Below are 25,659 nucleotides of genomic sequence, written 5' to 3' on the forward strand. Positions count from 1 at the left end.
AAAAAAGCACGTTATTATGCGCGCACATTACGAATTGGAGGCGATATGAAGATCACTCAACACAGCGCGGTAACCATTCATTACCGTTTATCAGATCAAGAAGGCAGACTATTAGAAGACTCTTTCGACTCTGAACCTATGCTATATCTACACGGCACTGAAAACCTGATCCCAGGTTTAGAAGCCGCATTAGATGGTAAAAGCAAAGGCGAAAAACTCGATGTCACTATTAGCGCCGAAGAAGCCTATGGGCCTTATCACGATGGCCTACGTCAAGCCGTGCCATTAGAAGCCTTTGGTGATATCGAAGATATCGTCCCAGGTATGCGCTTCATCGCTGAAACTGAAATGGGTCAGCGCCCAGTTCAAGTCATGGAAGTGAAAGACGATGTGGTTATCGTCGATGGCAACCATCCTTTAGCGGGCCAATCGCTCAATTTCAGCGTCGAAATCGTTGACGTTCGTGAAGCCTCAGCCGAAGAAATCGCTCATGGCCACATTCATGCCCAAGGTGGTTGTGGAAGCCATGGACATGATCACGACCACGGTGGTGGATGCTGTGGCGGTTCAGGCAAACAAGAAGCGGGCGGCTGTTGTGGTGGTTCAGACCACGATCATGGACACCACCATGAAGAACACGAAGCCTGCGACACACCTAAAACTGGCTGTGACGGCAATGGCGGCTGTGGTTGCCGCGGCTAAACAAAGCCTGATACCAGCAGTTAAACGAGAAGTTATTTATCCGTAAGTGATTAAACTGCCATAGTTTAACCTTTGAAGATGCACGCCCTTAATTTAAGGTCGTGCATTTTTTATACACAAGCGTTTATAATATTCGTAATAGATAAATAACTGACTGGTAAATTGAAGTATTCAAATTTTATATGAATATTTTCAATTAGATATTGATATCAACCTAAGTTAAGCGACGGAGTGCTTATGTTAACCAAACCACTTTACGAAATTTTGCCTTTTGGCTATATGGCGCTCGGTAGTTCGAGTTTTATTGCACTCGACATCAACTATGCCTTGATAGCGGCAACTGTGGTATTTGTATTAGGTGCGAGGATCTACGTTATGCGTTCTCAAAACCGTCGAACAGACTCGGCTAAGCGGCGTAAATCGGGTTATCTTCCCGAGATAATTTATAACTTTCTACCTTTTATCTATCTCTTAGCGGCGCTGGCTATCTTTAAATTCCTTCCCAAGGATCTTTACCCAATTCTGGCTATCTGTTTACTCAGCTACGGCTTATACATTCTGGTTCGTCGTTCCCTCTATCGTCGTCATAAGCTTCCCATCACGCCTTAAGGCTTAGTTCTATTCACCACAGTAGGAGCAGATGATATTCACAAGAGTTGTATCCACATGAACACTAACCAATTAATTTTTGAACTTTCGCCCTATGCTCAGAAGACATATTCTTCAAATAATTAGAACAACGTGTAATCGTTGCAATACTGACTTCATATTCCGCAGCGATATGCCTTTGACTCATTTCCCCGTCTAGCAGCAATTGAAAGACCTTCAAACGTCCGGCAACGGCACTACGTTCTTCTTCGGTTAACAGTAAATGAAACAACACAGAAAGATCTTCATAATTGCTGTGGCTCAAAATTTTTTCTAATACTAGATCCCAGTTAGCTCGCATAATCACCCTCATAAGTACTGTTCAAGCATTACATTAGCAGTCTAACAGATTTCGCCTACTTACAAATAAATTGTTACGTTTAGCAGTCTGATCCAGACAAAAACTGACAAAATTGCTTCTAGTACATCAAGTTAATTTGTGTACAATAGGCGTGCAATGTCACACTTCGACGCTAATTTGTGAGAATACGATGAAAAAATTACTACTTACTCTCGTTGCCAGTACCTTATTGGCTTCAACTGCACAAGCACACAATTTCGAAGACTCTAAAGATGCAATTGAATACCGCCAATCTGCATTTGGTCTTATTGCTTATAACTTCGGCGATATGGCTGCCATGATGAAAGGTAAAAAACCTTTCGAAGCAGAAACCTTCGCAATGCGCGCAACGAATGTTGCTGCATTATCCAAAATTCCTTTCGAAGGTTTTATTGATGGCTCAGACAAAGGTGATACCGAAGCCCTAGACAAAGTTTGGCAAGACAGAGCTGATTTTGATGCAAAAATGAAAACCTTCCAAGAGAATGCTGCCATTCTGGCTACTGTAGCTCAAAAAGGTAATCAAGCTGAAATCAAACAAGCCTTTATGGACACAGGAAAAAGCTGTAAAAGTTGTCACGACATTTATAAGAAAGATTAGTTTGACGTTGTTTTCCCCATCAAAAAGCCTGCTAAATAGCAGGCTTTTTGTTGTTCCAAAACTAAGTATAAATCTACAGAACTTGCACTATTGGCCACATTAAATAGCCAAATACCACTGCCGCGCATACTGTGAACAGCACTAAAGCAAGCCACTCAGACTTGAATCGAAGCTCGCTCTTCGCACTTGATGAAAAAGCAACCTTCGAGACTTTCTTGTAACCACTGATCATAGCACCAACTAACTTATCCCCTTTCATGGCATGAATAATCACAGCCAGTACATGAATGGCACTCAGCAAGAGAATAAGGTTAAAGTTCGTTTTGTGTAACCAAGTCAAAAATCCACTGGTATCTGAACTGACATAGCTATATAGCGGACCTTCGGTAAAAATATCATCGGTCGCAAAAAGGCCTGTAACTAATTGAAGGCTAATAATCCCAATCAACGCGATGACCATATAGCCACCGATAGGATTGTGTCCAAGTACCACAGACATCCCTTTAGTTCGAATCGATCTCAAGTAATCGAGTACAACTTTGGGGTGATGAACAAAGTGGCTAAACCTTGCCGTATCGCTACCAATGAGCCCCCAGAGGATCCTAAATCCAATAAGGATCAGCAAACTATAAGCAAAAATTTGATGCCACTGCATTTCGCCCGCATCGGCACTCCACCATAAAAGTGCCAACAGACACACCATGCCCCAATGGAAAATTCGCGTGGGTAAATCCCAGACCTTAATTTTAACGTGTTCAGTATTCATAAAATGGGCAAACTCAAAGTGACCGAATGGAATAAGTAGAGGTATTTTATCGGGATTCGGGATGAAACTTAAAGTAAATATAAGTAAATAAGGGCAAAGACTGCGGAGTTATCCCATCGAATATGACCCCATTTAGCTGGCAATACAAGGCTTTTGGGCCAAGAATTATTGATATTTGTCTAAGTGATCAAATATCCAACGAACAGTATCTAATGGGCACAAAAACGTGATCTACATCTCGTTTTATAGTGCGAACCTTGGTAATCTGAAATCCAAGGAAACAACAGAAGGTTCGAAATATGCTAAAGATTACTAGCAAGCAACTTGAAGTCACATCTCCTATTCGCGAACGCATTGAAAGCCGTTTTGAAAAACTTTCAAGGCATGATGTGCAAATGATAAATCCCCATGTAATCATTACGGAGGAGAAACCTGGTTTCAAAATTGAAGCATCGGTTGGCATCCCAAATGGAGAACTCTTCGCTCAAGCAAAACATGAAAATTTATATACTGCGATTAACGCTATGGGCCAAAAATTAGAGAAGCAGCTCAATCGCATAACACACAAACCTGAAGCTCAACGCTCCACATCACTAACACCGACTAATAATGTTGTTGAAATTGACGACGAGTACGAGGAGGAAGATGCGGCATAATTTAAATCTGGTGAGTGCGAGAAACGCATCACTTTGAGAGCAATAAAGTAGAAATATTTAATCAGATCACAGTTTTTACAAAAGCTTAGTGCAATCATTTTAATGATGAAAAAAACAGTTCTTTTGACTAAATACCTACTACACTTTACAAAGTGACAGCAAGAATCGAAGTGGTGCGGATTTAAATCGTTTGAAATGTTGATTTACTTTAAATTTTGATTTACAAATATTGATTAACAGATCTTAAGTTCTAAGTAACGTTACTGGATATAACTAAGGAGCACTACTAATCTAAGCTATATAGTTTTAAGTACTAAGGTTTACTGTTAATGATTAATTTTACTTATAATTTCTACGTTTAAAAGTTCAATTTTTATTTTCAACTAGGTTCCACTTTCAATAGCAAGTTTGGAAAGGAGGCAACACAAGAGCGAACAATTTGATTTTAGAAACAATCAAGTATGTTGGCATTCACTAAAAGCAGTACTCAATTTTGACCCAATATCAGGATGACCACCAGAAACAGGCGGCATTGCTGAATACCAGAGTTAACATAAGGAGCCGAGTACAGTACAACGAGTACATTAGCAAAATCTTTAACTATCAAATTTTTTATATCCACAATGGAGGCTCAGGTAAACATAAACAAAAATCACATTTACAAAAGCTACATGAATAAAAGCGTTTATTGTAAAATGGGCCGGCACCAATGATTGCTAAACACTGAGATAAATGAGGTAACAACTGTCACGTTTAGTTAGATGTAGAGATGTAGATTAGTTATATGAAGAGAGTCATATTTATACTGATATGTTAGTTAGCGTTTTTAGCGTGTGATTTAATGTAAGTGTTTAATGTAAGTGCAATACGTTGGTTTGATTAAAAGTCATTAGTTTACTTAGTGTTATTTGTATAGTAAAAACTGTAAATCGTATAAATGTTTATTTATGTAATGTGTTAACGTTTACCATTAGTTGAGTTTTGATATTTACAGACACCTTAAATAATGTTTACTTATCAACTAAAAAGGAGGAAATCTAGACTTGACGAAAATTGTAATAACAGTAAATGAGAGCTTTTTATACGCTCCATGTATTAACATGTTAGGTTTTAAATTAAAAAGTAATAATGGTAATAATGGTAATAATGTAAGTAGCAAGACCTAAACGCGTGACAAGGCTAAGCTGTTCTTACAGCAAAATGTACCTAGTACAACCAATGAGCCGTAAATCGTTTATTTTTAAATGTTCGTTTTGTTAGTGTTAGTTTTTAATGTTATAGCTCCATGCAAGTGTTAATTGTTAAAATATAAGTGCAAGACATGTCAACGTAAGTTCGCTGGTACTGCAAACTGCATAGTTTCAAGGTTATACGCTATGCCGCATAAAGTACTTGTTAATGTTCATTGTAAATGCAAGTCGTTATCTAGTGAGTTGTCAACGTTTTACTGTTACACGTAAATGTAAGATAAACGAATGTGTTACCTTGTCCCACACTGACCATAAGGAGGATAAACTCGCTTGACCATATATACATACTTGAACCAAACCAGCGCACCCTCGGGTGCGCTTTTTTTAGATTACCTTTAAGAAAGTTTTGATTGACAGCTAAGCCCTAGCCCTTTAGTTTTAAGACCATGAAAATGATAACAGCAGCTTTTTTTACTTTCTTTTTTACACCCCCACTCTAGGAGGCGGATTTACTGTGTAAAAACGAAAGTAAAAATCCAAAGCCTCCCAACTGGGAGGCTTTTTTGTCTTAAACGATTGATAAAATACATGGCGGCAATTGAGGTCAGAATGCATACACCACAGCCTTTAAATCAAACCCGAGAGCAGATCACCCATCTGGATAATGAACTGCTGGCATTACTCGCTGAGCGCCGTCGCTTAAGTTTAGAAGTAGCCCGTAGCAAAGAAGTAGATGTCAGACCCATCAGAGATACTCAAAGGGAAAAAGAACTGCTCGCTCGACTCGTGAAAGAAGGCAGAGAGAAAGGATTAGATGCCCACTATGTTATCTCCCTTTACCAGAGCATCATTGAAGATTCAGTATTGAATCAACAAGCTTACCTTCACGGCCGCGCCAATCCAGAGACACAAAAACAACAGTATTGTATCGCTTACCTCGGTGCTAGAGGTTCATACTCTTATCTCGCAGCTACACGCTATTGCCAACGTCGCCAAGTTGAAATGCTGGACTTAGGTTGCCAAAGTTTCGATGAAATAGTGCAAGTCGTTGAGTCTGGACATGCTGATTATGGTTTCCTGCCGATTGAGAACACATCTTCAGGTTCAATCAACGAAGTCTACGACGTGCTACAGCACACCAGTCTGTCGATTGTTGGCGAAACGACGATTGAAGTCAGCCATTGCCTACTAGGAAAAGCTGGTAGTAAATTAGCTGAGATCAAAACTGTCTATGCCCACCCTCAGCCTATTAGCCAATGCAGCAGATATTTAACTCAACACAAAAACTTGAGACTGGAATACTGCTCAAGCAGCGCAGAAGCAATGGAAAAGGTAAACCAAAGTCCAGATAACAGTGCAGCAGCGATTGGCAGCGCCGAAGGTGGTGCACTCTATCAACTTGAGTCCATAGAAGCAGGTTTAGCTAATCAGAAGATCAACCAAAGTCGCTTTATCGTTGTTGCTCGCAAAGCCGTTGCCGTACCAGAGCAGTTACCCGCTAAGACTACATTGATCATGGCAACAGGCCAAAAAGCCGGTGCTTTAGTGGAAGCCTTACTGGTTCTAAAAGCGCATCAGTTAAACATGAGCAAATTAGAGTCACGCCCGATTCCAGGAACACCTTGGGAAGAGATGTTCTATTTGGATATCGACGCGAATATCTCCAGTGAATCCATGCAGGCGGGTTTAAAGCAACTCGAGCGAATCACCCGTTTTATCAAAGTATTAGGCTGTTATCCTTGTGAAACAGTCAAGCCCACACAGCTGAGCAACAGCCAGCTACTGATTGAGCCCAGCACCTCTAAGGATCAAGTCATCAGCGAAAATGGTTCTAATGCCAGTCCAGTTCGATATAGCAAAGTCTATAAAGAGCAAGCCAGTGAAATCAACTGTGGCGCAATGACAATCGGTGCAGGGCATGTCTGTGCCATAGCCCAAATCACACTGAATAATGACATTTCACATTTAGCATTATCGGCTTTCGAGCAGCAAGTGAAGCAGCTTAAAGAAGCGGGATTCCAAGCCGTTTTACTCAGCGCTGTTAATCAACTGACTATGGCAGAAATTACTCTCGCTAAACTACGCCAAATCCTGCATCAATATGGCCTAGTGTGCATTATTGCCATAGCGCAAGAAGCCGATATGCCATTAGCAGTCCAGCACGCCGATATGTTATTCCTCGCTGGCAAGCAGATGTTTAATCAAACCTTACTGACTCAAGCAGGAACCCTACCGATACCTTTAATACTTGAGCGTAACGATATGGCAAGTTTTGAAGAATTACTCACGGCAACAGAAGTCATTTTAAGCCAAGGCAATCAGCAACTGGTTCTGTGTGACTCAGGCATTAGAACCTTAAATAACGCCAATCTACCTTCACTCGATTTAGCGAGTCTGATCCAGATTAAAGCCACGAGCCATTTGCCGATTTTAATCAACCCAAGTTATGCCGTATCAGATGATGCCCTATTGGTTCAAACACAAGGAATTAAACAGCTTAAAGTGGATGGATTGATACTCAATTGTCCACTAGCTAGCAGTGATGACCATGAGTCGCTTAACTTAATAAGCGCTGTGGTACGGGAATTATATCGGGCGAACTAAAGCTTTGATCTTGAGTGATTTAATTTAAAGTGAAATGTGGTTAGTTCGAAATGTGTTAAGGGATAAATGAGGCTTCTTTTATCCCTAATTGACTCAGACAAGCTTGCTAGCCAGTGTGATGACTAGCAGGCTTAATATTGTTTAGTATTGCAGCGCAGTGAGCCTTTATGCATTTTAATAAGAGCCAACAGCACTCGATGGTTCAGTAACGGCATTACTCCTACGGATAAGCCCTGTCATAGTAGAGCCCTGCACTAGAATCGAAAATACGACGACGGCATAGGTCATCACTAACAACAACTCCCGCAGATCTACACCACCAATAGCATCTATGACGATACCCTCAGGCAAACTCATCGCCATAGCGAGGGCTAATCCTCCCCTTAAACCACCCCAAATCAAAATCGTCTCTGCATAGGGGTTGTATGACTTAAACAATCGAAAGCCCAAATAAGGTAATAACACACTCATTGCACGCGCCAACAAGACTATTGGTATAGCCACAAACATAAACCACCACAATGGCGCTTTAAAAGTGACTAACAAAAGTAATAAACCAAGCAATAGGAAGAGTAAGGCATTAAAGAAGGATTCAATCAGCGACCAAAAAGTAAATAGTTTCACTCGCTCGTTGCGAGCAAAAAACTTAGGCACGCTGAAATTTCCTATGATGATCCCCGCACTCACCATAGCTAAAGGACCAGAAACACCAAGCACATCCGCCATGACATATCCCGCGGTTGGGATCAGCAGGGTAACCAGCATTAATTGCGTTTCTTCCTCGCAGTAGCGGAAAAAATGATGCAGCAGAAAACCAAGCACGCCACCGTAAATAACCCCACCTACAGCCTCACGAATAAATAACTCAGAGATATGGATAAACGTCAGTGGCTCGGTGGAGAAAGCCAATTGCGATATTGCCACAAAAATCACTAACCCTATGCCATCGTTAAATAAAGATTCTCCTTCTACTTGAATCGCAATATCTTCCGGCGCACCCATTTTCTTTAAAATAGCCAAAACAGCGATAGGATCGGTGGGCGAAATCAAGGCGCCGAACAGTAAGCAGTGGCTGAATTGTAGCGTGAGACCCAGCATAGGCGCGAACCAAAATAACAGCCCACCTATAATAAATGTCGACAATAAGGTGCTTATAAAAGCAAGGATTAGGATCTCCCACTTTTGATGCCTCAGTATTTTTAAGCGGATTTGTAATGCGCCGGCAAAGAGTAAAAAACCGAGCATGCCATTGAGCAGTAAAGCTTGAAAATCGAGTTTCTCTAAGCCAGAGACAAAATACACATAAACGTCCCCACCTAAAGCCTTTCCCCCAAGGAGCAACAACAAACTCATTCCTAGGGCAATAGCAGTAATGGCAACAGTTTCCTGCAGTTTATGGACGCGAGAGGAGATAACCGAAGTCACTAGCGCCAACGCGCAGAGGACACACAAAATTTGGTAGCTGGACATAAGAGCCTCTAAAAATCATCAATTTAGAGACTCTAGCACAAGTTTAGATTTCTAAACCATCCAATAGACTTAACCACCCTTTAATGATCCTGTGGCAAAACCAAATGATCCCAAAGAGATAAATCGAAAGACTGAGCCAAGTCAGTGGAACGCAATAGCCAAGCACTAGCAAGCCAAGAAAAGCGAGATTAGAATGCCGTTGCCAACGTAAATGCGACGCCAATAATGGATTACCATGGAATTGGCGTTGGGAAACATTAATGAACAAACTTAGCAGCACGGGAAGTAATAATAAGGGAAAACCCGACATCAAGGCGTACAACAAATGTCCCAGAGTACGGTCTTCAATTTTTGCGGCATAAGTGGTTGTCATTGTCATTGAGAGACTCCAGCCAGACTAATAGACTGGGCGCAAACATCATACGCCCTTGTCATTAACCTTACGTTCTCACTGAGATAAGCGCAACTAAGGATTAGAAATATTTCCATCCATTTAAAAATAAGTCATAAGTAAATGACGCTAATTAGCAGCACGTTAAAGTTTAAGTGTCACGTCGGATGCTAATGTTGTGGAGCAAGCGAGTACAAAACCGGCCTCAATTTCTGCAGCAGTCAGTGTCATCACGCTCGTGGATACTGTTTCTCCTTCCAAGACTTGACACTTACACGCGCCGCAAACGCCCGAACGACAGGCCGCAATAATCGGCAACCCTTCCGCCTCAATTCCCTCAAGCAGACTTTGCCCTTGATTTAGCGTCGTGCTTCGATCGCCAATAGACAAGGCGAAAGCCACTTCTGGTGGGTTTTCACTCGTTCCATCTGACGAGTTTGCTTGCATAAGCTGACTGCGGGCAACTTTCTCGGCCGTGGCAAAACTCTCATGGTATAACCGACCCATATCAAAATTGAGTTCGACCAATAAGGCTTTTACCGCTTGCATATAAGGTTCTGGCCCACAAAGGTAGATAGTACGCTCTGCAAAATCAGGTACTAAGGTTTGTAGCATCTGTGCACTTAACCGTCCGAAATCGAATGCTATCTTTGGTGAACACCCCAGTGTTTCAGTGACAGTCTCAAGTGCATAGCTGAGCTTAAATGTATTAAAACGGTTGGCCATAGTCGCCAATGATGACTTAAAAATAATATCATTCTCTGATCGCGCACTGTGCACAAAAGCAATATCAGCACCAATTTGCGTATCAGTCAGATAACGCGACATAGAGTACATGGGGGTAATACCGCAACCAGCACTCAAAAAAAGGTATTTCTGCACCGTTATAGCTAACAGATTAGCATCTAACTTTTCAGTCTCTGGCTGTGTATGGCTTAGCCGAGCAATATCAAACAGATTAAATTGCCCCGCGGGCGGCAGCACTCGTACACTCTGGCCGAGTAATAGATTGTCGATAAGATAATTAGATACGAGTCCACCCGCAACACGCTTAATCGTCACCATCAAGGAATAGGGCCTAGATGGCGATGATGACAAGGTATAACTGCGGCACACTTGCTCGCCATTAATCTCAAGCACAAAGGTCATAAACTGACCGGGTTTATAGTCAAACTTCATCGGCTCGCCTGCTTGAAAACGAAAACTCACAACATCCGAGGTTTCATTCCAGCGTTCGACGCACACTAATTGATTAACACTTCCAGGTTTATGGGGCGAAACCGATAATGCCCGCGCTCCCGCTATCACACTCATGTTCATAGCATTTACCCACAAAACACTGCGGCCTCAGTAAACAAGCCAAAACCGCAGTTCAGCAACAATTCTTGGTTGATTTAAGCCACGTTTAACATATTTTTTAAATCGGCTTCGACTGTCGTGGTATTACGCAAGCCAAACTTATCTTCCAAAATTTTGGCTAAATTGGCCGTCAGGAACGCAGGTGGCGTCGGGCCTGTTCGAATATTTTTAACGCCAAGTGACAACAGTGTCAGCAGTACTACAATGGCTTTTTGCTCAAACCAAGAAAGCACTAAGCTCAGAGGTAATTCATTGATATCACATTCAAACACTTCAGCTAATGCAATCGCTAACTGAATCGCTGAATAGGCATCGTTACATTGGCCCACATCGAGCAAACGTGGAATACCGTTAATGTCACCAAATTCGAGCTTATTGAATTTGTACTTACCACAGCCTAGCGTCAGGATTATTGAATCCTTAGGTGTGGATTTAGCAAGTTCAGTGAAGTAGCTTCTGTCGGCTTTGTCGCCATCGCAACCGCCAACAAGGAAGAAATGCTTAATCGCACCACTCTTCACATTTTCAACCACGGCGGGCGCTGCGGCCATCAAGGCATTACGGGCAAAACCAATAGTGATAGTGTGTGGGATTTCATCATAGATAAAGCCTTCTAAGGCTGACGCTTTATCAATGACAGCCGAGAAATCATCTCCTTCGATATGCACCACACCAGGCCAACCCACTATGCTGCGAGTAAAGATACGATCACTATAACTACCCACATTTGGATCGATAATACAGTTAGATGTCATCACCACAGCACCAGGGAAATTGGCAAATTCTTGCTGTTGATTCTGCCAAGCACTGCCGTAATTTCCGACAAGATGTGCATATTTTTTAAAGGCTGGATACGCCAGTGCAGGAAGCATTTCACCGTGGGTAAACACATTGATACCCTTGCCTACAGTCTGCTCGAGAATAAGCTCTAAATCCTTCATGTCATGGCCAGAGACTAGTATGGCTTTGCCCTTAACTGACTTAGTGTTGACCACAGTTGGCTCAGGATGACCAAAGGCCTGAGTTTCACCCGCATCCAGCATTGCCATTATGCGGTAGTTCAACTGACCTATGTCCATAGCCGTAGTAAACAGCTTATCGCCATCTACACTCGGCTCACCTAAGAAAGACATGATTTCATGGAAGCGCCCTGCCACATCAGCATCAGTCTGATCCAACACGCGAGCATGCTCCATATAAGCAGCTGCGCCCTTAAGGCCATATAAACACAATAACCTCAATCCCATGATGTCTTCATGAACTTCATGCTTATCTTTATTCAGCAGTGCAATCGGCGCCTGCGCTAGCATTTCAATCTTACTGGTCCCCAGCACTAACTGAGCGACTTGCGGCACTTGCTCAGCAGCAATACCGGCTTGTTCACAAGCCGCTTCGTAAGAAGCTTTTAACTGAGCACGATACTTAGCCGCCTGCTGGGTATAGGCCATAATGCGCTCATCATCGAAGTTGACGTTGGTGAGGGTCGCGAAAAAGGCTTTAGGCACAAAACTATCAATTTCAGCATCGATAATGCCCAGCTCGCGAGCTTTAACCGCATATACAGACACGCCTTGTAGCATGTAAATCAGCAAGTCTTGCAGATCGGACGTTGCCGCCAACTTGCCACACATACCTTGGGAATAACTACAACCATTGCCAGCGGGTGTACGAATGGTTTGCTCACACTGAATACAGAACATGGATAGACTCCTAATTTAAATTCATGCTTTATTTTTGCATGTTTAAAACTAGTCTACCTAAACGTGCCATAAGCGACAGTCATTTCTAAAGTGAGATGCTAAATGTTAGAGAAAGATCACCTTAAGCAATTGCTAATTAATACAATGTGAACTGTTAAAAATCCATAAAAAAACGCCCATCAATGATGGGCGTTTTAAAAAGTAACTGTTTATTTATTAATTGGTTTTCATATCATTAACCGACTGCAGCATAATACGGCTTTCACGCTGGAATTGAGGTGCAAAATCCCCAAACCATTTGGCGACACTTTGGAACTGCTTAATAAACTCGTTCCTGTCACCCCGTTTTAGTAGCTCTAACGCTTCACGGTAGTTATCTAAATAATCACCAATAGCATGCTGGCTATCTTGCTGGGCAAAAATAATATCGGCGTAAAGCTCTGGGCTTTGGGCGAATAAGCGCCCTACCATAGCCAATTCTAATCGGTAAATCGGCGAGCTAAATTGCAGTAAAGTATCGATATCTGCCTCTTCCTTACACAGATTCAAACCATACACAAAGGTCGAGAAGTGACGCATTGCCTGCACTAGCTGCATCGCATTGTCGTGACGCTCTGGTTCTGCTTCGACAATCCGCGCCCCCCAAATGGCGATCTGCTCAAGCAACCACTGGTATTTTTCCGGCGAGCGACCATGACACACCACCACGACTTGCTTCGCCAGACTGCCCACATCAGGGCCAAACATAGGATGAAAACCAACGACGGGACCAGAATGCGCCTCAAGCATGGCTTTAACTGGCTCAGTCTTGATGGAGGTCAAATCCGCCAGAATGCAGTCGGCTGGTAATTGGGTCAGTTTTTCACGAATAAGCTCGCAAGTAATCGCAATCGGCACAGTCACTAACACCATCCCCGCATCGGCAAATAGGTTATCCGCTTGCTGCCAATCATCTTTATCGAGCAGATTCACTTGGTAGCCAGATAAGGTCAGCATTTGTGAGAACAGTCCACCGAGTTGCCCTTTACCGCCGACAATCACCACTGAGCCGAGATCTTTTTTAACTTGCTTAAAGCCAACATCTTTTTCATTGAGATAAGACTCACGCATCAAGCGACGCAAAATATCTTCGATCAACTGCGGCTCGATTCCCATAGTTTTTGCTTCTTCACGGCGTTTAGCCAGCATGGCTGCTTCACGCTGAGGTGCATAAATAGGTAAACCGGCGCCGTGTTTCACCGTGCCCACTTGCGCCACGAGATCCAAGCGCTTACGCAGTAAGTGCAGTAATTGCTGATCAACACCATCAATCAGGCCGCGAAGGTGTTCTAATTCGGCCGTTGTTTTTTCATTCATACCTGAGTCCATTAAGCTGTAACTAATTTAAGCGTTAGCTACTTTAAGCATATCGAAACGCGTTGGAAGTATTGAAGATAACTTCGCTGCGCCTTCCCGTAAAATGGTTTCTGTTTTTTCCCAACTAATACAAGAATCTGTTACAGAAACACCGTAAGCTAGCTCGCTTAATGGCCTATCACAACTTTGATTGCCTTCATTTAAATGACTTTCTAGCATGACGCCAATAATCGACTTATTGCCGTTAAAAATCTGCTCGAACACATTTTCACAGACAGGCTTTTGGCGGCTGTAGTCTTTGGATGAATTGCCATGGCTGCAATCGATGATCAAACGTGCATTGAGTTTGGCTTTATGGAGCTGCGTTTCACACTCTGCCACACTCGCCGCATCATAGTTGGGCGTTGCACCACCGCGTAAAATCACATGGCCATCGGGATTACCTGCAGTTTGCAATAATGCGACTTGGCCCTGTTGGTTTATGCCCATAAATCTGTGGCTACTGGCCGCCGATTTTAGCGCATTAATCGCTACATCGAGCTTACCATCGGTGCCATTTTTAAAGCCCACCGGCATAGAAAGACCCGATGCCATTTCTCTATGGGTCTGCGATTCAGTGGTGCGAGCGCCAATGGCAGACCAAGTGACAAGCTCAGAAATGTACTGAGGACTGATAGGATCGAGTGCTTCGGTGGCAACAGGCAGTCCTAACTCAGCCAACCAAATCATCAGCTCACGGGCCATTTTCAGGCCTTTTTCGACATCGAAGGATTCATCCATATCGGGATCGTTGATCATGCCCTTCCAACCTACCGTGGTACGCGGCTTTTCAAAATAGACTCGCATTAAGATGTAAAACTCATCACTGAGTTCATCGTGCAGAGTTTTAAGCCTTAAAGCGTATTCCTTAGCGGCGGCGATATCATGGATGGAGCAAGGGCCAGTGACGATCAATACTCGATTGTCGCGCTTATGGACGATATCAGCCACGGTTTTGCGGGCATTGAGGATATAACGATAAGCATGCTCAGAGAGTGGCAAGGCATTTTTAAGCTCTTGCGGCGTGATTAAGACTTTCTCTGAACTGATGTGTACGTTGTTAATCGTATCTTGTTGCATGCTTACCACCTAAGACTTAGTGTTTAACCCAGTTGTCGAAGCAGGACTTCAAGTCAGCTTGGGCATTCATTTCGGAAGAAAAATAGCGTAAATCTATCGCAATGTACTTTTGTAATGCTACATCATTACAATTAGGCGACCACTATGCCTGTTCATTCTCTTTAGATCAAGTATAAATACTCAAAAAACAGCAACAAAAAACCGCCACGAGGGCGGTTTTCTGTGCGAACACTACGTCTTGTTTTCTGTAGCGGTAACTATTACTTAGTTGCCAGCTTCTCACGGATACGTGCAGATTTACCTGAACGATCACGCAGATAGTACAGTTTGGCGCGACGAACGCGACCACGACGCTTAACTTCAATGCTAGCGATCAGTGGGCTGTGCGTTTGGAAAGCACGCTCAACACCTTCGCCATTAGAGATTTTACGTACTGTGAATGCAGAGTGCAGACCACGGTTACGCTTAGCAATTACAACGCCTTCAAAAGCCTGTAAACGCTCTTTATCGCCTTCTTTAACACGAACCTGAACGACTACTGTATCACCAGCACCAAATGCAGGTACGTCTTGTTTCATTTGCTCATCGTTGAGCATTTTAATGATGTTGTTCATAACTTACTCCGTTCTAGAATTAACTGAGCTACGACTAAGCATGCTTGTTCATTGCTTCAACGAACAGCGCTAATAGAGTCGTTTGTTCGTCAGTCAGAGCTAGATTTTGCAATAATTCTGGCCGTCTAAGTAAAGTCCTACCAAGGCTTTGCTGTAAACGCCAGAGTCTAATTTGTTCGTGGTTGCCACTTAGCAGCACTGCCGGTACGTCAAGACCATCCAAGCTTTCAGGGCGAGTGTAATGTGGACAATCCAGTAAACCGTCGGAGAAAGAATCTTGCTCCGCCGAAGCTTGTTTTCCTAGCACGCCAGGAACCAATCTCGATACTGAATCTATCAGAGTCATCGCCGGTAATTCGCCGCCCGAAAGCACGTAATCCCCTATCGACCACTCTTCATCCACTTCCGTTTGAATGATGCGTTCGTCAATACCTTCGTATCGACCACAGACCAAAATCAAACGTGATGATTGAGCCAACTCAGTGACGCCTTGCTGGTCCAGCTTGCGTCCTTGAGGTGACAAGTAAATCACCTTAGCACCTTCACCCGCTGCGGCTTTCGCTGCATGGATGGCATCGCGCAAGGGTTGCACCATCATCAACATTCCGGGACCACCGCCGTAAGGCCTGTCATCTACCGTATTATGTCTATCATGGGTGAAATCACGGGGATTCCACGTGTGCAACTCGAGCAGGCCGTTTTTCACGGCTCGACCCGTAACACCAAAGTCTGTCACGGCACGGAACATCTCTGGGAACAGGGTTATTACCCCTAACCACATCTGTTGTACCTCGACTTAGAAGTCAGGATCCCAATCCACTAAAATCTGTTTACCTTGCAGATCCACCGTTTTGATGAACTGCTCAGGGACAAAGGGGATCATACGTTCCACTTTGCCGAAACTATCTTTAGCGTTGGCTTTAACGAGTAATACGTCGTTCGATCCTGTTTCCACGATCTGATCGACAATTCCCATGTTATAGCCTGTTGTATTGACCACTTCGCAACCGATGAGATCACGCCAGTAGAATTCATCTGCTGGCAAATCGTTCATCTGTTCCGGCAAAATCGCAATCTCACAATTTGTGAGCATTTGCGCTTGCTCCCGTGTTTCTACGCCATCAAGTAAGGCAACAACAGCCTTGCCTTGATAACGCCACTGGGTGACCTTTATTTCGCGCCACTCACCATTTTCTTTAATAAGCCAAGGTGAATAGTCAAAGATACCTTCAACAGAATCGGTATAGGCGGTGATTTTCAGCCAACCTTTAATGCCATGACAGGAGCCTAATTTCCCCAGTACGACTGGCTGTTGGTTACTGCTCATCAATCTATACCTTAACGCTATTAAGCTGTTGCTTTACGAGCGTCTTTGATCAGTTTTGCTACACGTTCTGTAGCAGCTGCACCGTTAGAAACCCAGTGCTCAACGCGAGCTAGGTCTAAACGTAAAGTTTCTTCTTGGCCACGGGCCAATGGGTTGAAGAAACCAACACGCTCGATGAAACGACCGTCACGAGCGTTACGGCTATCAGCAACAACGATGTTGTAAAATGGACGCTTTTTTGCGCCGCCACGAGCTAAACGAATGGTAACCATGCGTTTTCAATCCTCTAATGATTTGCTTGAAGCAAAAATAAAAACTGGAACCCCGTGTTCGCGAAGAGTCCCAGATAGAAAGCCGGAAGATTTTACCTGACTTTCCAACGAATGCAACCAAAGATGGCGATTATTACGCCTGTGCCCTCAGTAAGCGGTTCATTGTTGCCAGAGTCAACCGACTGATAAAGTGCTAAGTTTAACTAAAAATGCCCGATTAACGTCCCGGAAACTTCATTCCTGGCGGCATCATGCCGCGCATTCCGCGCATCATTTTTTGCATGCCGCCCTTAGCAGACATTTTTTTCATCATCTTTTGCATTTGAGTAAACTGTTTCAATAAACGGTTTACATCTTGAATTTGCGTGCCAGAACCAGCTGCGATGCGACGTTTGCGTGAGCCCTTGATTAAATCAGGGTTCTTACGCTCCTTGGAAGTCATCGAATTAATGATGGCTTCCATTTGGCCCGTCATCTTGCCGTCTTGGATTTGCGCTAAGGCTTCAGGGGGCAATTGACCGACACCGGGCAGTTTTTCCAGCATATTCATCATGCCGCCCATGTTTTTCATTTGCTGTAACTGCTCACGGAAATCTTCTAAATCGAAACTGCCACCTTGCTTCACTTTCGAAGCCAGCTTCATGGCCTTTTCTTTATCGACGCCGCGCTCAACTTCTTCGATAAGCGATAACACATCGCCCATGCCCAAAATGCGTGAGGCAATACGGTCTGGATGGAATGGCTCTAACGCGTCGGTCTTTTCACCCACACCGAGGAATTTAATCGGCTTGCCCGTAATGTGGCGAATCGATAACGCCGCACCACCGCGCGCATCACCATCGACTTTGGTTAAAATCACCCCTGTCAGTGGTAAAGCTTCGTTAAACGCCTTAGCCGTGTTCGCCGCATCTTGACCTGTCATAGCATCAACAACGAACAAGGTCTCGATAGGCTTGACCGCTGCGTGTAAGCCTTTGATCTCGTCCATCATGGCTTCGTCGACATGCAGACGACCCGCGGTATCGAGGATCACCACATCGATAAACTTTAATTTAGCGTGGGCAATCGCCGCTTTCGCAATGTCGATTGGCTTTTGGCTAACGTCCGATGGGAAAAACTCCACCGCCACTTCTTGGGCTAACGTCTCAAGCTGTTTAATCGCCGCGGGGCGATAAACGTCAGCACTGACGACTAATACCGATTTTTTATGGCGTTCGCGTAAAAATTTACCCAGTTTGGCCACACTGGTGGTTTTACCTGCACCTTGTAAACCCGCCATCATAATCACAGCTGGCGGCTGAGTGGCTAAATCTAGGGCTTCATTCGCCTCACCCATGGATTTTTCAAGTTCACTTTGAACTATCTTAATAAAGGCTTGACCTGGGCTTAAGCTTTTAGAGACTTCTTGGCCAACGGCACGTTCTTTTACATTATTAACGAATTCGCGCACCACAGGCAGGGCAACATCGGCCTCCAGCAGTGCCATACGCACTTCGCGCAGGGTTTCCTTAACGTTTTCTTCAGTTAAGCGACCACGGCCACTGATATTTTTCAGTGTGCGTGACAGTCTGTCGGTTAGGTTCTCAAACATCGTCCTGTTCTATACCTTTAAGAATCTCGATTGATGGGCTGTATTATAACGATGCATGCGCATTATGCTACTGCTGCACCCATCTTGATTGTGGTTAAGTGTTTTACTTGCGCTGAGTCATGTTTTATTGTCATCGACACACTATTTAACCCTAACAATAAGAATCTGCTAAATTTTGCAACTCATGTCACTGCCCATTTGCCGACTGCTCATGTTATTCTAGGGAAAATATTGATCTGTATGCCCCGTTTTTAAGGCACCTTTAACTACACAAATAGGTTAATTACCCATGGTCATCTTTTCTGCCTCAGCCATGTTTTTTTATTGCATTGCATTGGTACTAGTGACGAGTAGATTGTTTCACCCAGACGGTCCGAATCGCCGTGCTGTCGCAGGTTTTGCCGCTATTGCGGTTATTTTACATGCCGCAGCATTATCACAAGTGATTTTCACCACAGATGGCCAAAACTTTAGCCTGACGAATGTGATTTCCTTAGTGAACTGGATTATCGCTTTTACTTTTACGATATTGATGTTCAGGCTGAAAGTCATCGTCGTCGTGCCCGTGGTTTACGCCTGCTCAGTGCTTTCGGTTGCCCTACTCTGGTTATTGCCACCTAAATTCATCACGCATTTTGAGCTTTATCCTGAAGTATTAGCCCACGTCGTATTGTCACTCATGGCCTACAGCGCCCTGATGATTGCCGCCCTGTATGCGATACAACTGGCGATGATCCAAAATAAACTGAAGAAAAAACAATTTATGCTGAGCCCTGGCATTCCGCCGCTGATGACAGTTGAAAAACAGCTTTATCATCTGGTGATTATCGGCGTTATCTTGCTCAGTTTGTCGCTCGCGACTGGTTTTATCTTCCTTGAAGATATGTTCGCCGATGGTAAAGGTCATAAGGCAATTCTGTCGATAATGGCTTGGTTTGTATACATTACTATGCTGTGGCAACAGTATTGGGTCGGTTGTAAAATTCGTACCGCAGTCATTTATACTCTGACTGGCGCATCCTTACTTTCGCTCGCATATTTTGGCGCGCGCATTGTCAAAGAGTTAATCCTCAACTAAACATTTATGTCGGCTGGGGCAGTTATTGCTGCGGCCGACTTGACACTTTTTTTAAATGTCGGTATTTACTTAAGTTTACTGGCCACATTGGAGCCTTTTTTGGACGCTATATCGACAAGCGCACTCCTGATCGTTTTACTAGTGCTTATCCTATTCTCTGCCTATTTTTCAGGCTCAGAAACCGCAATGATGACTCTCAACCGTTACCGTCTACGCCACTTAGCCAACAATGGCCATAAAGGGGCGATTAGAGCTTTGAAGTTACTTGAGCGTCCTGACCGTTTGATTGGATTGATCTTAATTGGCAATAACTTAGTCAATATTTCCGCATCTGCTATTGCGACTATCATTGGGATGCGTCTTTGGGGCGACTTAGGGGTCGCTGTTGCAACTGGCGTGCTTACATTAGTCGTGCTCGTTTTTGCTGAAGTCACGCCAAAAACTATCGCCGCGCTAAATCCTGAGCGTATTGCTTTTCCCTCTAGCATACTGCTACTTATACTTTCCTCGACCTTTGCCTATGTTGTCTCAAGCGTTAATTTAATAACCACAGGTATCTTACGTTTGATGGGGATAAAAACAGTTAATAGTAGCGATGCACTAAGCCAAGAAGAGTTGCGCACAGTGGTACATGAGGCTGGGGCACTCATCCCCCGACGCCACCAAGAAATGCTGTTATCTATCTTGGATTTAGAGAAAGTCACCGTTGAAGATATTATGGTGCCACGCTCAGATATCTACGGAATTAACGTCAATGACGAATTTAAGGTTATCAATCGTCAAGTGATCCAAAGTCCACATACCCGAGTGTTAGTGTATCGCGACACCATAGACGATGCAGTGGGCTTTATTCATCTACGCGATGCCCTGCGCCTCCAATCTAAAGAGCAATTTAGCAAGTCATCTTTGCTACGTGCAGTGAAAGAACTCTACTTTGTGCCAGAAGGTACGCCACTCAATGTGCAGCTAGCTAACTTCCAACAAAATAAAGAGCGCATCGGCTTAGTCGTTGATGAATATGGTGATATTCAAGGTCTAGTAACACTCGAAGATATTCTTGAAGAGATTGTCGGTGACTTTACCACTTCTATGTTGACCACCCCGAGTGAAGACATTAAGGTGCAGCAAGATGGCAGCTACTTAGTCGATGCGGGCATTACGATCCGCGATTTGAATAAAGAAATGAAGTGGAACTTTCCCACCGATGGCCCTAAAACCCTCAATGGTCTGATTCTGGAGTATCTGGAGGAAATTCCATCTGCGAATACCAGTTTACGTTTAGCAGGTTATCCATTAGAGATAATTGATGTGTCAGAAAATATGATTAATACAGTGAGAATCATCCCGCTGTATTATCATCCCCCCAGAGTTTAATCCTCAATTTTGAGCATAAAAATTGGCCGAACCACACAAGTTAAGATGTGGTCCGGCCGATGATTTCCTCCAAGCGATGATGCTCCCCCCGAGCTATACCTTTAGTGCTAATCTATCGACTCTAATTCACTATCTAGCCAAGCTATGCAGACTTTTTCGCCTCAAGTATACGACGCTTCTCAAGCGCGATTGGCGTTATCTGGGCATTCAGCGCCTTTTCTAAGCCCAACATAAAATACACTTCCGCCATTAAGAAAAATGGCCCAATTAATAGCTGATTTAAGTCATCCACAAAGGCTGGCTTGGCTTTTTCATATTGATGGCCGATTAGCTGGAACACCCAGCCCACCACAAATACCCCTAGGGCAAGCCAAGTGGCACCGGCGATATGCGCCGCCCACTCAGTCGTGAGCAGCACTGGTACCATGAATAATATGAGCCCCATTGAAAGCCTTAAGTGTAAACGGACATAATAGGCCAACACGAATATACCGACTATCACTGCTAAACTTGTCTCCCCCATACTGCCCAGCGGAATACGCACTGTGGCCAACAACAGGAAAGCAGACCAAATAATCAGTGGGATGCCAATAAAATGGGTCTGAATATTACGCTGATTTAAATGCACACTTTTGTAGGTCGATAACTGCTCTGCGGCGGATTTCATGTCGGGTTCCTCTTCATTTGCCCCTGCTTTTGCCTGCGCCAAATTGAGCGACGCGCAAGCCATAAACTAACGTAAAACAATTAAGCTGAACAGTAAAAGTAAATAAATTGTTGCATTCGCTGATTTAGCACTTATTTGGATACCCATCCAGAAATGAAAAAAGGAACACTAAGGTTCCTTTTTTACCGCCAACAGACACAAACTCGGGTTTATTGAGACTCTATGATTACCGTCGCAATCGCGTAGGATTTTTCATCGGCAATAGAGATATGCCCAACCGTCGCTTTAAGCTGCTGTAAGCGCGTTAACGCCCCCTCGGTAAAGTGAATCGTCGGTGCACCATCCTCATTGTTGCCAATGTGAATATGCTGAAACGACACGCCGCGGCCAATACCCGTACCGAGGGCTTTGGCTGCGGCTTCTTTTGCAGCAAAACGCTTGGCAAGATAACGACTTGGCTGACTATGGGCAGTATAAATGGCTAACTCAGACTCGGTCAGCACACGTTTCGCCAGCTTGTCACCTGCGCGTGCCACATGGACCTGAATACGCTCAATCTCGACGATATCTGTGCCTAGGCCGACAATCGCCATTATTCGCCTCGACGACCTTCAAGCATTAACACTTTCATGTCTTTCACTGCTGTCGCTAAACCGTCAATGGCGGCACGTGCGACAATCGCATGGCCGATATTGAGTTCATATAACTCAGGAATCGCCGCGATGGGTTTCACGTTGTGATAATGTAAACCATGACCCGCGTTAACCACTAAACCTTTGCCATGGGCGTATTTTGCCATTTCGCGAATACGCGCTAACTCAATAGCTTCTTCCGCTTCAGTTTTAGCATCGGCATAACAGCCCGTATGAATTTCAATAAGCGGTGCGCCAGAGGCAACGGCGGCATCAATTTGAGTTTTATCGGCATCGATAAATAAGGAGACTTGAATACCCTCAGCAGCTAAACGAGTCACTGCAGCAGTGATTTTATCTAACTGCCCCGCCACATCTAAGCCGCCTTCAGTGGTGACTTCTTGACGTTTTTCTGGTACTAAACAGACATAGGTCGGCTTAATTTCACAGGCGATGTTAAGCATTTCTTCGGTCACAGCGCATTCAAAATTCATGCGGGTTTTCAAGGTTTTTGCCAACAAATATACATCGCGGTCTATGATGTGGCGTCTGTCTTCACGCAAATGGATAGTGATGCCATCGGCACCAGCATGTTCAGCAACGGCAGCAGCATGCACAGGATCAGGATAACTGGTGCCACGGGCTTGGCGCAGAGTAGCAATATGGTCGATATTCACGCCCAATAAGATACGGCTCATCGGGAACTCCTTAATGTTTAACGCTGATATTGCGGCCTATTGTACTTAGGCTCACGCTAAAAAACAGGAGCTAGGGCGAATTATTCCCATCAATCTTAGTTGGTACGGCAGTGCTGACGAACAATTGTCGACTCAACAAAGGTTTAGTCCCGAGTAATGGCGTTAACAGGGAACGCATCAACAACTTAGCGCTCAAAAAATGTGCGTCGGTGAGCTGGTTATCGTTAAGCGCCGTCAACATTGCACCTTGATAGGCATTGCGAGCACGGGAGTTGAGCACAAATTGAAAGCCTAACTCAGGCACGAGCTGGTAATAATCATCAGGCACGAGTGGTTCACCTTGAGTATCGCGGCTAAGAGAAGGCATAAAACCTAATTCCCGCAGCAAGGCAAGCTCAATATAACGCAGTTGGGATTGGCAAAACTTCGCGGCAAGGCCAACTAAGGCTTGATGATAAATGAGGAACAACTCTTCGGCATTGTGCTGTACAGACAAAGTGCGAACCAATAACTCATTGATATACATGCCAGCAAACAAGCTTTGACCAGAAAGAGGCACAGCAGGCGCAGCGGCTTCGACTTGAGTTAAGGTTTTTAATTCAGACTTACCGCTAAATTCGAAGATCAGCGGTTGAAAGGGCTGGAGAATACTTTTGATAGAGCGCTTACCGCTGCCGGTTCGGGCAACCACATCGACCCGTCCAATGCCGTCAACTAAGAGGTTAACTAAGACACTGGACTCTCTATACGGACGATGATGCAAAACGTAACCACGTTTCATCGGTAAGCGCGCTCGCTGGAATTAATGCTTAATCGTCGCCGTAACCTAAGCTACGCAGGGCGCGTTCATCATCGGCCCAACCGGATTTCACTTTCACCCACACTTCGAGGAAAACTTTATTATCAAACAAGGTCTCCATGTCTAAGCGAGCTTGAGTTGCGATAGTACGAATACGTTCGCCCTTGCTACCAATCACCATACGTTTTTGACCTTCACGCTCAACAAGGATCAAGGCATTGATTTGATAAACACCATTTTCCATCATCTTAAACTGTTCAATCTCAACTGTCGCATCATAGGGTAATTCATCACCTAAGAAGCGCATCAGTTTTTCACGCACAATTTCCGACGCCATAAAACGTTGCGAACGGTCGGTAACATAGTCTTCAGGGAAGAAGAAAGGTCCTTCAGGAATAGACGCCGCCGCTAGCTCTAAAATGCGCTTAACGTTAGTGCCTTTACTGGCAGAAATCGGCAAAATTTCATCGAAAGGATATTTTTTGGCGACTTCTTCCAAATACGGGAATAGCGATTCTTTGTCTTTGATATTGTCGACTTTATTGATCGCCAGAATTGTCTGACGCTCTTCACCGCCACGGCGTAATTTACTCAACACCATCTCATCATCGGCGGTCCACGTCATGCCATCAACCACGAAAATCACCATAGCTACATCGGCAAGCGAACTGGCTGCTGCGCGGTTCATCAGGCGGTTAATCGCCCGCTGCTCTTCTATGTGTAAACCTGGTGTATCGATGAACACAATTTGCTTCGGACCATCGGTATGAATACCCATGATACGGTGGCGCGTGGTTTGTGGCTTTTTAGAAGTAATACTTACCTTCTGACCAAGCAAACGGTTGATTAACGTTGATTTACCGACGTTAGGGCGACCAATGATCGCCACCATGCCGCAATAAGTGACATCGTATTGGGCCGACGGCGTTGGCGCGGCCGCATTCATCCTTGCCAGTAATTCATCTAAACTCGGCTCAGTTGCCGCTTTTGCAGCATCGATACCTGACAAGTCTGTTTTTTTGGTCATTTCTTTAGTAACTCCAATACTTGAGCGGCCGCGATTTGCTCGGCTTTACGGCGTGAACTCGCCACACCAATGACGCTTTGACTCAAGTCTTCAATACGACATTCAACGGTAAATGTCTGATCGTGGGCATCGCCTTCTATGTTGATGACTTGGTAATCAGGCAGCGGCTTTTTAAACCCTTGTAAATGTTCTTGCAGTAATGTCTTAGCGTCTTTCTGACTGATCCCAGGTTGGATTTCGGCCAAACGCTCGGCATACCATTTCAACAGTAATGCACGGCAAACTTCGAGATCGGAATCAAGGTAAACGGCGCCAATAATGGCTTCAACCGCATCGGCAAGAATCGACTCGCGTCTAAATCCGCCACTTTTCAACTCGCCAGGACCGAGATATAAATAATCGCCGAGCTTAAACTCTTGGGCGATGATAGTTAAGGTATCACCGCGAACTAAGGTGGCACGCATCCGGCTTAAATCGCCTTCGGTTGCCTTCGGAAACTGATGATACAAAGCATCAGAAATCACGATAGATAAAATTGAATCACCTAAAAACTCTAAGCGCTCATTATGCTTATTTGCCGCACTTCTGTGGGTCAGCGCTTGAGTCAAAAGCTCAATATTCTTGAACTCATAACCTAAAGTACGACACAAACGTGGCAAATTTTTAATCGGTTCCATG

Annotated in this window: 26 protein-coding genes and 1 other annotated feature; of the genes, 7 read left to right on the plus strand and 19 right to left on the minus strand. The window is 44.2% G+C overall.

The window, feature by feature from the left end:
* The first annotated feature begins 45 nt into the window (after positions 1-45).
* Positions 46-702 (plus strand): peptidylprolyl isomerase, encoded by a 657-nt coding sequence (slyD, locus tag L5M11_RS04365; RefSeq protein ID WP_028760797.1) that lies wholly within the window; start codon positions 46-48, stop codon positions 700-702.
* A gap of 237 nt (positions 703-939) precedes the next feature.
* Entirely contained in the window at positions 940-1,311 is a 372-nt protein-coding gene (locus tag L5M11_RS04370) for a hypothetical protein (RefSeq protein ID WP_028760798.1), read from the plus strand.
* A 64-nt stretch (positions 1,312-1,375) separates the two neighbouring features.
* Here L5M11_RS04370 and trpR read toward each other — a convergent pair whose 3' ends face one another.
* Complete coding sequence (gene trpR, locus L5M11_RS04375; RefSeq protein WP_028760799.1) at positions 1,376-1,651, minus strand: trp operon repressor; 276 nt, start codon at positions 1,649-1,651, stop codon at positions 1,376-1,378.
* Positions 1,652-1,841: 190 nt separating this feature from the next.
* On the opposite strand from trpR, the gene L5M11_RS04380 reads away from it, so the two are divergent.
* Complete coding sequence (locus L5M11_RS04380; RefSeq protein ID WP_263191494.1) at positions 1,842-2,291, plus strand: c-type cytochrome; 450 nt, start codon at positions 1,842-1,844, stop codon at positions 2,289-2,291.
* Positions 2,292-2,364: 73 nt separating this feature from the next.
* Here L5M11_RS04380 and L5M11_RS04385 read toward each other — a convergent pair whose 3' ends face one another.
* Positions 2,365-3,057: a cytochrome b/b6 domain-containing protein gene (locus L5M11_RS04385; protein WP_113940655.1), complete on the minus strand. Its 693-nt coding sequence runs from the start codon at positions 3,055-3,057 to the stop codon at positions 2,365-2,367.
* A gap of 299 nt (positions 3,058-3,356) precedes the next feature.
* On the opposite strand from L5M11_RS04385, the gene hpf reads away from it, so the two are divergent.
* Positions 3,357-3,713 (plus strand): ribosome hibernation-promoting factor, HPF/YfiA family, encoded by a 357-nt coding sequence (gene hpf, locus L5M11_RS04390; protein WP_105249847.1) that lies wholly within the window; start codon positions 3,357-3,359, stop codon positions 3,711-3,713.
* A 1,641-nt stretch (positions 3,714-5,354) separates the two neighbouring features.
* Positions 5,355-5,471, plus strand: a sequence feature (Phe leader region).
* Positions 5,472-5,512: 41 nt separating this feature from the next.
* Positions 5,513-7,507 (plus strand): chorismate mutase, encoded by a 1,995-nt coding sequence (locus tag L5M11_RS04395; protein ID WP_263191496.1) that lies wholly within the window; start codon positions 5,513-5,515, stop codon positions 7,505-7,507.
* 174 nt (positions 7,508-7,681) lie between these two features.
* Here L5M11_RS04395 and L5M11_RS04400 read toward each other — a convergent pair whose 3' ends face one another.
* The 11 genes from L5M11_RS04400 to ffh all read right to left on the minus strand — a co-directional run bounded on the left by L5M11_RS04400 (position 7,682) and on the right by ffh (position 18,706).
* On the minus strand, positions 7,682-8,977 hold the full coding sequence (locus L5M11_RS04400; protein ID WP_263184795.1) for a cation:proton antiporter: 1,296 nt from the start codon (positions 8,975-8,977) through the stop codon (positions 7,682-7,684).
* 43 nt (positions 8,978-9,020) lie between these two features.
* Positions 9,021-9,356 (minus strand): hypothetical protein, encoded by a 336-nt coding sequence (locus tag L5M11_RS04405; RefSeq protein WP_105249849.1) that lies wholly within the window; start codon positions 9,354-9,356, stop codon positions 9,021-9,023.
* Positions 9,357-9,512: 156 nt separating this feature from the next.
* On the minus strand, positions 9,513-10,688 hold the full coding sequence (locus L5M11_RS04410; protein WP_263184796.1) for a hybrid-cluster NAD(P)-dependent oxidoreductase: 1,176 nt from the start codon (positions 10,686-10,688) through the stop codon (positions 9,513-9,515).
* 74 nt (positions 10,689-10,762) lie between these two features.
* Entirely contained in the window at positions 10,763-12,427 is a 1,665-nt protein-coding gene (hcp, locus tag L5M11_RS04415) for a hydroxylamine reductase (RefSeq protein WP_263184797.1), read from the minus strand.
* 216 nt (positions 12,428-12,643) lie between these two features.
* A complete protein-coding gene (tyrA, locus tag L5M11_RS04420; protein WP_113940659.1) occupies positions 12,644-13,783 on the minus strand; it encodes a bifunctional chorismate mutase/prephenate dehydrogenase in 1,140 nt (379 codons plus the stop codon).
* Positions 13,784-13,810: 27 nt separating this feature from the next.
* Positions 13,811-14,902 carry a 3-deoxy-7-phosphoheptulonate synthase gene (locus tag L5M11_RS04425; RefSeq protein ID WP_263146076.1) on the minus strand — a complete coding sequence of 364 codons (1,092 nt, stop codon included), beginning with the start codon at positions 14,900-14,902 and terminating at the stop codon, positions 13,811-13,813.
* A 260-nt stretch (positions 14,903-15,162) separates the two neighbouring features.
* On the minus strand, positions 15,163-15,516 hold the full coding sequence (gene rplS, locus L5M11_RS04430; RefSeq protein ID WP_006080791.1) for a 50S ribosomal protein L19: 354 nt from the start codon (positions 15,514-15,516) through the stop codon (positions 15,163-15,165).
* 34 nt (positions 15,517-15,550) lie between these two features.
* Entirely contained in the window at positions 15,551-16,297 is a 747-nt protein-coding gene (trmD, locus tag L5M11_RS04435) for a tRNA (guanosine(37)-N1)-methyltransferase TrmD (protein ID WP_263191497.1), read from the minus strand.
* Positions 16,298-16,312: 15 nt separating this feature from the next.
* Positions 16,313-16,843: a ribosome maturation factor RimM gene (rimM, locus tag L5M11_RS04440; protein ID WP_006080789.1), complete on the minus strand. Its 531-nt coding sequence runs from the start codon at positions 16,841-16,843 to the stop codon at positions 16,313-16,315.
* A gap of 20 nt (positions 16,844-16,863) precedes the next feature.
* Positions 16,864-17,115, minus strand: a complete 252-nt coding sequence (gene rpsP / locus L5M11_RS04445) for a 30S ribosomal protein S16 (protein ID WP_006080788.1) — start codon at positions 17,113-17,115, stop codon at positions 16,864-16,866.
* A 217-nt stretch (positions 17,116-17,332) separates the two neighbouring features.
* A complete protein-coding gene (gene ffh / locus L5M11_RS04450) occupies positions 17,333-18,706 on the minus strand; it encodes a signal recognition particle protein (protein ID WP_006080787.1) in 1,374 nt (457 codons plus the stop codon).
* A gap of 289 nt (positions 18,707-18,995) precedes the next feature.
* Here ffh and L5M11_RS04455 point away from each other — a divergent pair, with 289 nt between their 5' ends.
* Positions 18,996-19,784: an inner membrane protein YpjD gene (locus L5M11_RS04455; protein WP_028760813.1), complete on the plus strand. Its 789-nt coding sequence runs from the start codon at positions 18,996-18,998 to the stop codon at positions 19,782-19,784.
* A gap of 99 nt (positions 19,785-19,883) precedes the next feature.
* Complete coding sequence (locus L5M11_RS04460; RefSeq protein ID WP_113940661.1) at positions 19,884-21,158, plus strand: HlyC/CorC family transporter; 1,275 nt, start codon at positions 19,884-19,886, stop codon at positions 21,156-21,158.
* A 142-nt stretch (positions 21,159-21,300) separates the two neighbouring features.
* Here L5M11_RS04460 and L5M11_RS04465 read toward each other — a convergent pair whose 3' ends face one another.
* From L5M11_RS04465 to rnc, 6 genes are all read right to left on the minus strand, one after another.
* Positions 21,301-21,825, minus strand: coding sequence for a DUF962 domain-containing protein (locus tag L5M11_RS04465; RefSeq protein WP_263160818.1), 525 nt, complete (start codon positions 21,823-21,825; stop codon positions 21,301-21,303).
* A gap of 209 nt (positions 21,826-22,034) precedes the next feature.
* Positions 22,035-22,418, minus strand: a complete 384-nt coding sequence (gene acpS / locus L5M11_RS04470) for a holo-ACP synthase (RefSeq protein WP_028760816.1) — start codon at positions 22,416-22,418, stop codon at positions 22,035-22,037.
* Entirely contained in the window at positions 22,418-23,155 is a 738-nt protein-coding gene (gene pdxJ, locus L5M11_RS04475; RefSeq protein ID WP_263160819.1) for a pyridoxine 5'-phosphate synthase, read from the minus strand. Before pdxJ ends, acpS begins: the two co-directional genes overlap by 1 nt.
* A 70-nt stretch (positions 23,156-23,225) precedes the next feature.
* Positions 23,226-23,936, minus strand: coding sequence for a DNA repair protein RecO (gene recO, locus L5M11_RS04480; protein ID WP_028760818.1), 711 nt, complete (start codon positions 23,934-23,936; stop codon positions 23,226-23,228).
* Positions 23,937-23,964: 28 nt separating this feature from the next.
* A complete protein-coding gene (era, locus tag L5M11_RS04485) occupies positions 23,965-24,981 on the minus strand; it encodes a GTPase Era (RefSeq protein WP_028760819.1) in 1,017 nt (338 codons plus the stop codon).
* Complete coding sequence (rnc, locus tag L5M11_RS04490; protein ID WP_012088603.1) at positions 24,978-25,658, minus strand: ribonuclease III; 681 nt, start codon at positions 25,656-25,658, stop codon at positions 24,978-24,980. Before rnc ends, era begins: the two co-directional genes overlap by 4 nt.
* Between the last annotated feature and the right edge of the window lies 1 nt (position 25,659).

The sequence above is a fragment of the Shewanella sp. SM87 genome (assembly GCF_025653705.1).
GTDB lineage: Bacteria > Pseudomonadota > Gammaproteobacteria > Enterobacterales > Shewanellaceae > Shewanella > Shewanella oncorhynchi.

Bases quoted from the DNA above. Each gene is read 5' to 3' on its own strand.
- slyD (WP_028760797.1), top strand. From the start codon at position 46: ATGAAGATCACTCAACACAGCGCGGTAACCATTCATTACCGTTTATCA.
- L5M11_RS04370 (WP_028760798.1), top strand. From the start codon at position 940: ATGTTAACCAAACCACTTTACGAAATTTTGCCTTTTGGCTATATGGCG.
- trpR (WP_028760799.1), bottom strand. From the start codon at position 1,651: ATGCGAGCTAACTGGGATCTAGTATTAGAAAAAATTTTGAGCCACAGC.
- L5M11_RS04380 (WP_263191494.1), top strand. From the start codon at position 1,842: ATGAAAAAATTACTACTTACTCTCGTTGCCAGTACCTTATTGGCTTCA.
- L5M11_RS04385 (WP_113940655.1), bottom strand. From the start codon at position 3,057: ATGAATACTGAACACGTTAAAATTAAGGTCTGGGATTTACCCACGCGA.
- hpf (WP_105249847.1), top strand. From the start codon at position 3,357: ATGCTAAAGATTACTAGCAAGCAACTTGAAGTCACATCTCCTATTCGC.
- L5M11_RS04395 (WP_263191496.1), top strand. From the start codon at position 5,513: ATGCATACACCACAGCCTTTAAATCAAACCCGAGAGCAGATCACCCAT.
- L5M11_RS04400 (WP_263184795.1), bottom strand. From the start codon at position 8,977: ATGTCCAGCTACCAAATTTTGTGTGTCCTCTGCGCGTTGGCGCTAGTG.
- L5M11_RS04405 (WP_105249849.1), bottom strand. From the start codon at position 9,356: ATGACAATGACAACCACTTATGCCGCAAAAATTGAAGACCGTACTCTG.
- L5M11_RS04410 (WP_263184796.1), bottom strand. From the start codon at position 10,688: ATGAACATGAGTGTGATAGCGGGAGCGCGGGCATTATCGGTTTCGCCC.
- hcp (WP_263184797.1), bottom strand. From the start codon at position 12,427: ATGTTCTGTATTCAGTGTGAGCAAACCATTCGTACACCCGCTGGCAAT.
- tyrA (WP_113940659.1), bottom strand. From the start codon at position 13,783: ATGAATGAAAAAACAACGGCCGAATTAGAACACCTTCGCGGCCTGATT.
- L5M11_RS04425 (WP_263146076.1), bottom strand. From the start codon at position 14,902: ATGCAACAAGATACGATTAACAACGTACACATCAGTTCAGAGAAAGTC.
- rplS (WP_006080791.1), bottom strand. From the start codon at position 15,516: ATGAACAACATCATTAAAATGCTCAACGATGAGCAAATGAAACAAGAC.
- trmD (WP_263191497.1), bottom strand. From the start codon at position 16,297: ATGTGGTTAGGGGTAATAACCCTGTTCCCAGAGATGTTCCGTGCCGTG.
- rimM (WP_006080789.1), bottom strand. From the start codon at position 16,843: ATGAGCAGTAACCAACAGCCAGTCGTACTGGGGAAATTAGGCTCCTGT.
- rpsP (WP_006080788.1), bottom strand. From the start codon at position 17,115: ATGGTTACCATTCGTTTAGCTCGTGGCGGCGCAAAAAAGCGTCCATTT.
- ffh (WP_006080787.1), bottom strand. From the start codon at position 18,706: ATGTTTGAGAACCTAACCGACAGACTGTCACGCACACTGAAAAATATC.
- L5M11_RS04455 (WP_028760813.1), top strand. From the start codon at position 18,996: ATGGTCATCTTTTCTGCCTCAGCCATGTTTTTTTATTGCATTGCATTG.
- L5M11_RS04465 (WP_263160818.1), bottom strand. From the start codon at position 21,825: ATGAAATCCGCCGCAGAGCAGTTATCGACCTACAAAAGTGTGCATTTA.
- acpS (WP_028760816.1), bottom strand. From the start codon at position 22,418: ATGGCGATTGTCGGCCTAGGCACAGATATCGTCGAGATTGAGCGTATT.
- pdxJ (WP_263160819.1), bottom strand. From the start codon at position 23,155: ATGAGCCGTATCTTATTGGGCGTGAATATCGACCATATTGCTACTCTG.
- recO (WP_028760818.1), bottom strand. From the start codon at position 23,936: ATGAAACGTGGTTACGTTTTGCATCATCGTCCGTATAGAGAGTCCAGT.
- era (WP_028760819.1), bottom strand. From the start codon at position 24,981: ATGACCAAAAAAACAGACTTGTCAGGTATCGATGCTGCAAAAGCGGCA.
- rnc (WP_012088603.1), bottom strand. From the start codon at position 25,658: ATGGAACCGATTAAAAATTTGCCACGTTTGTGTCGTACTTTAGGTTAT.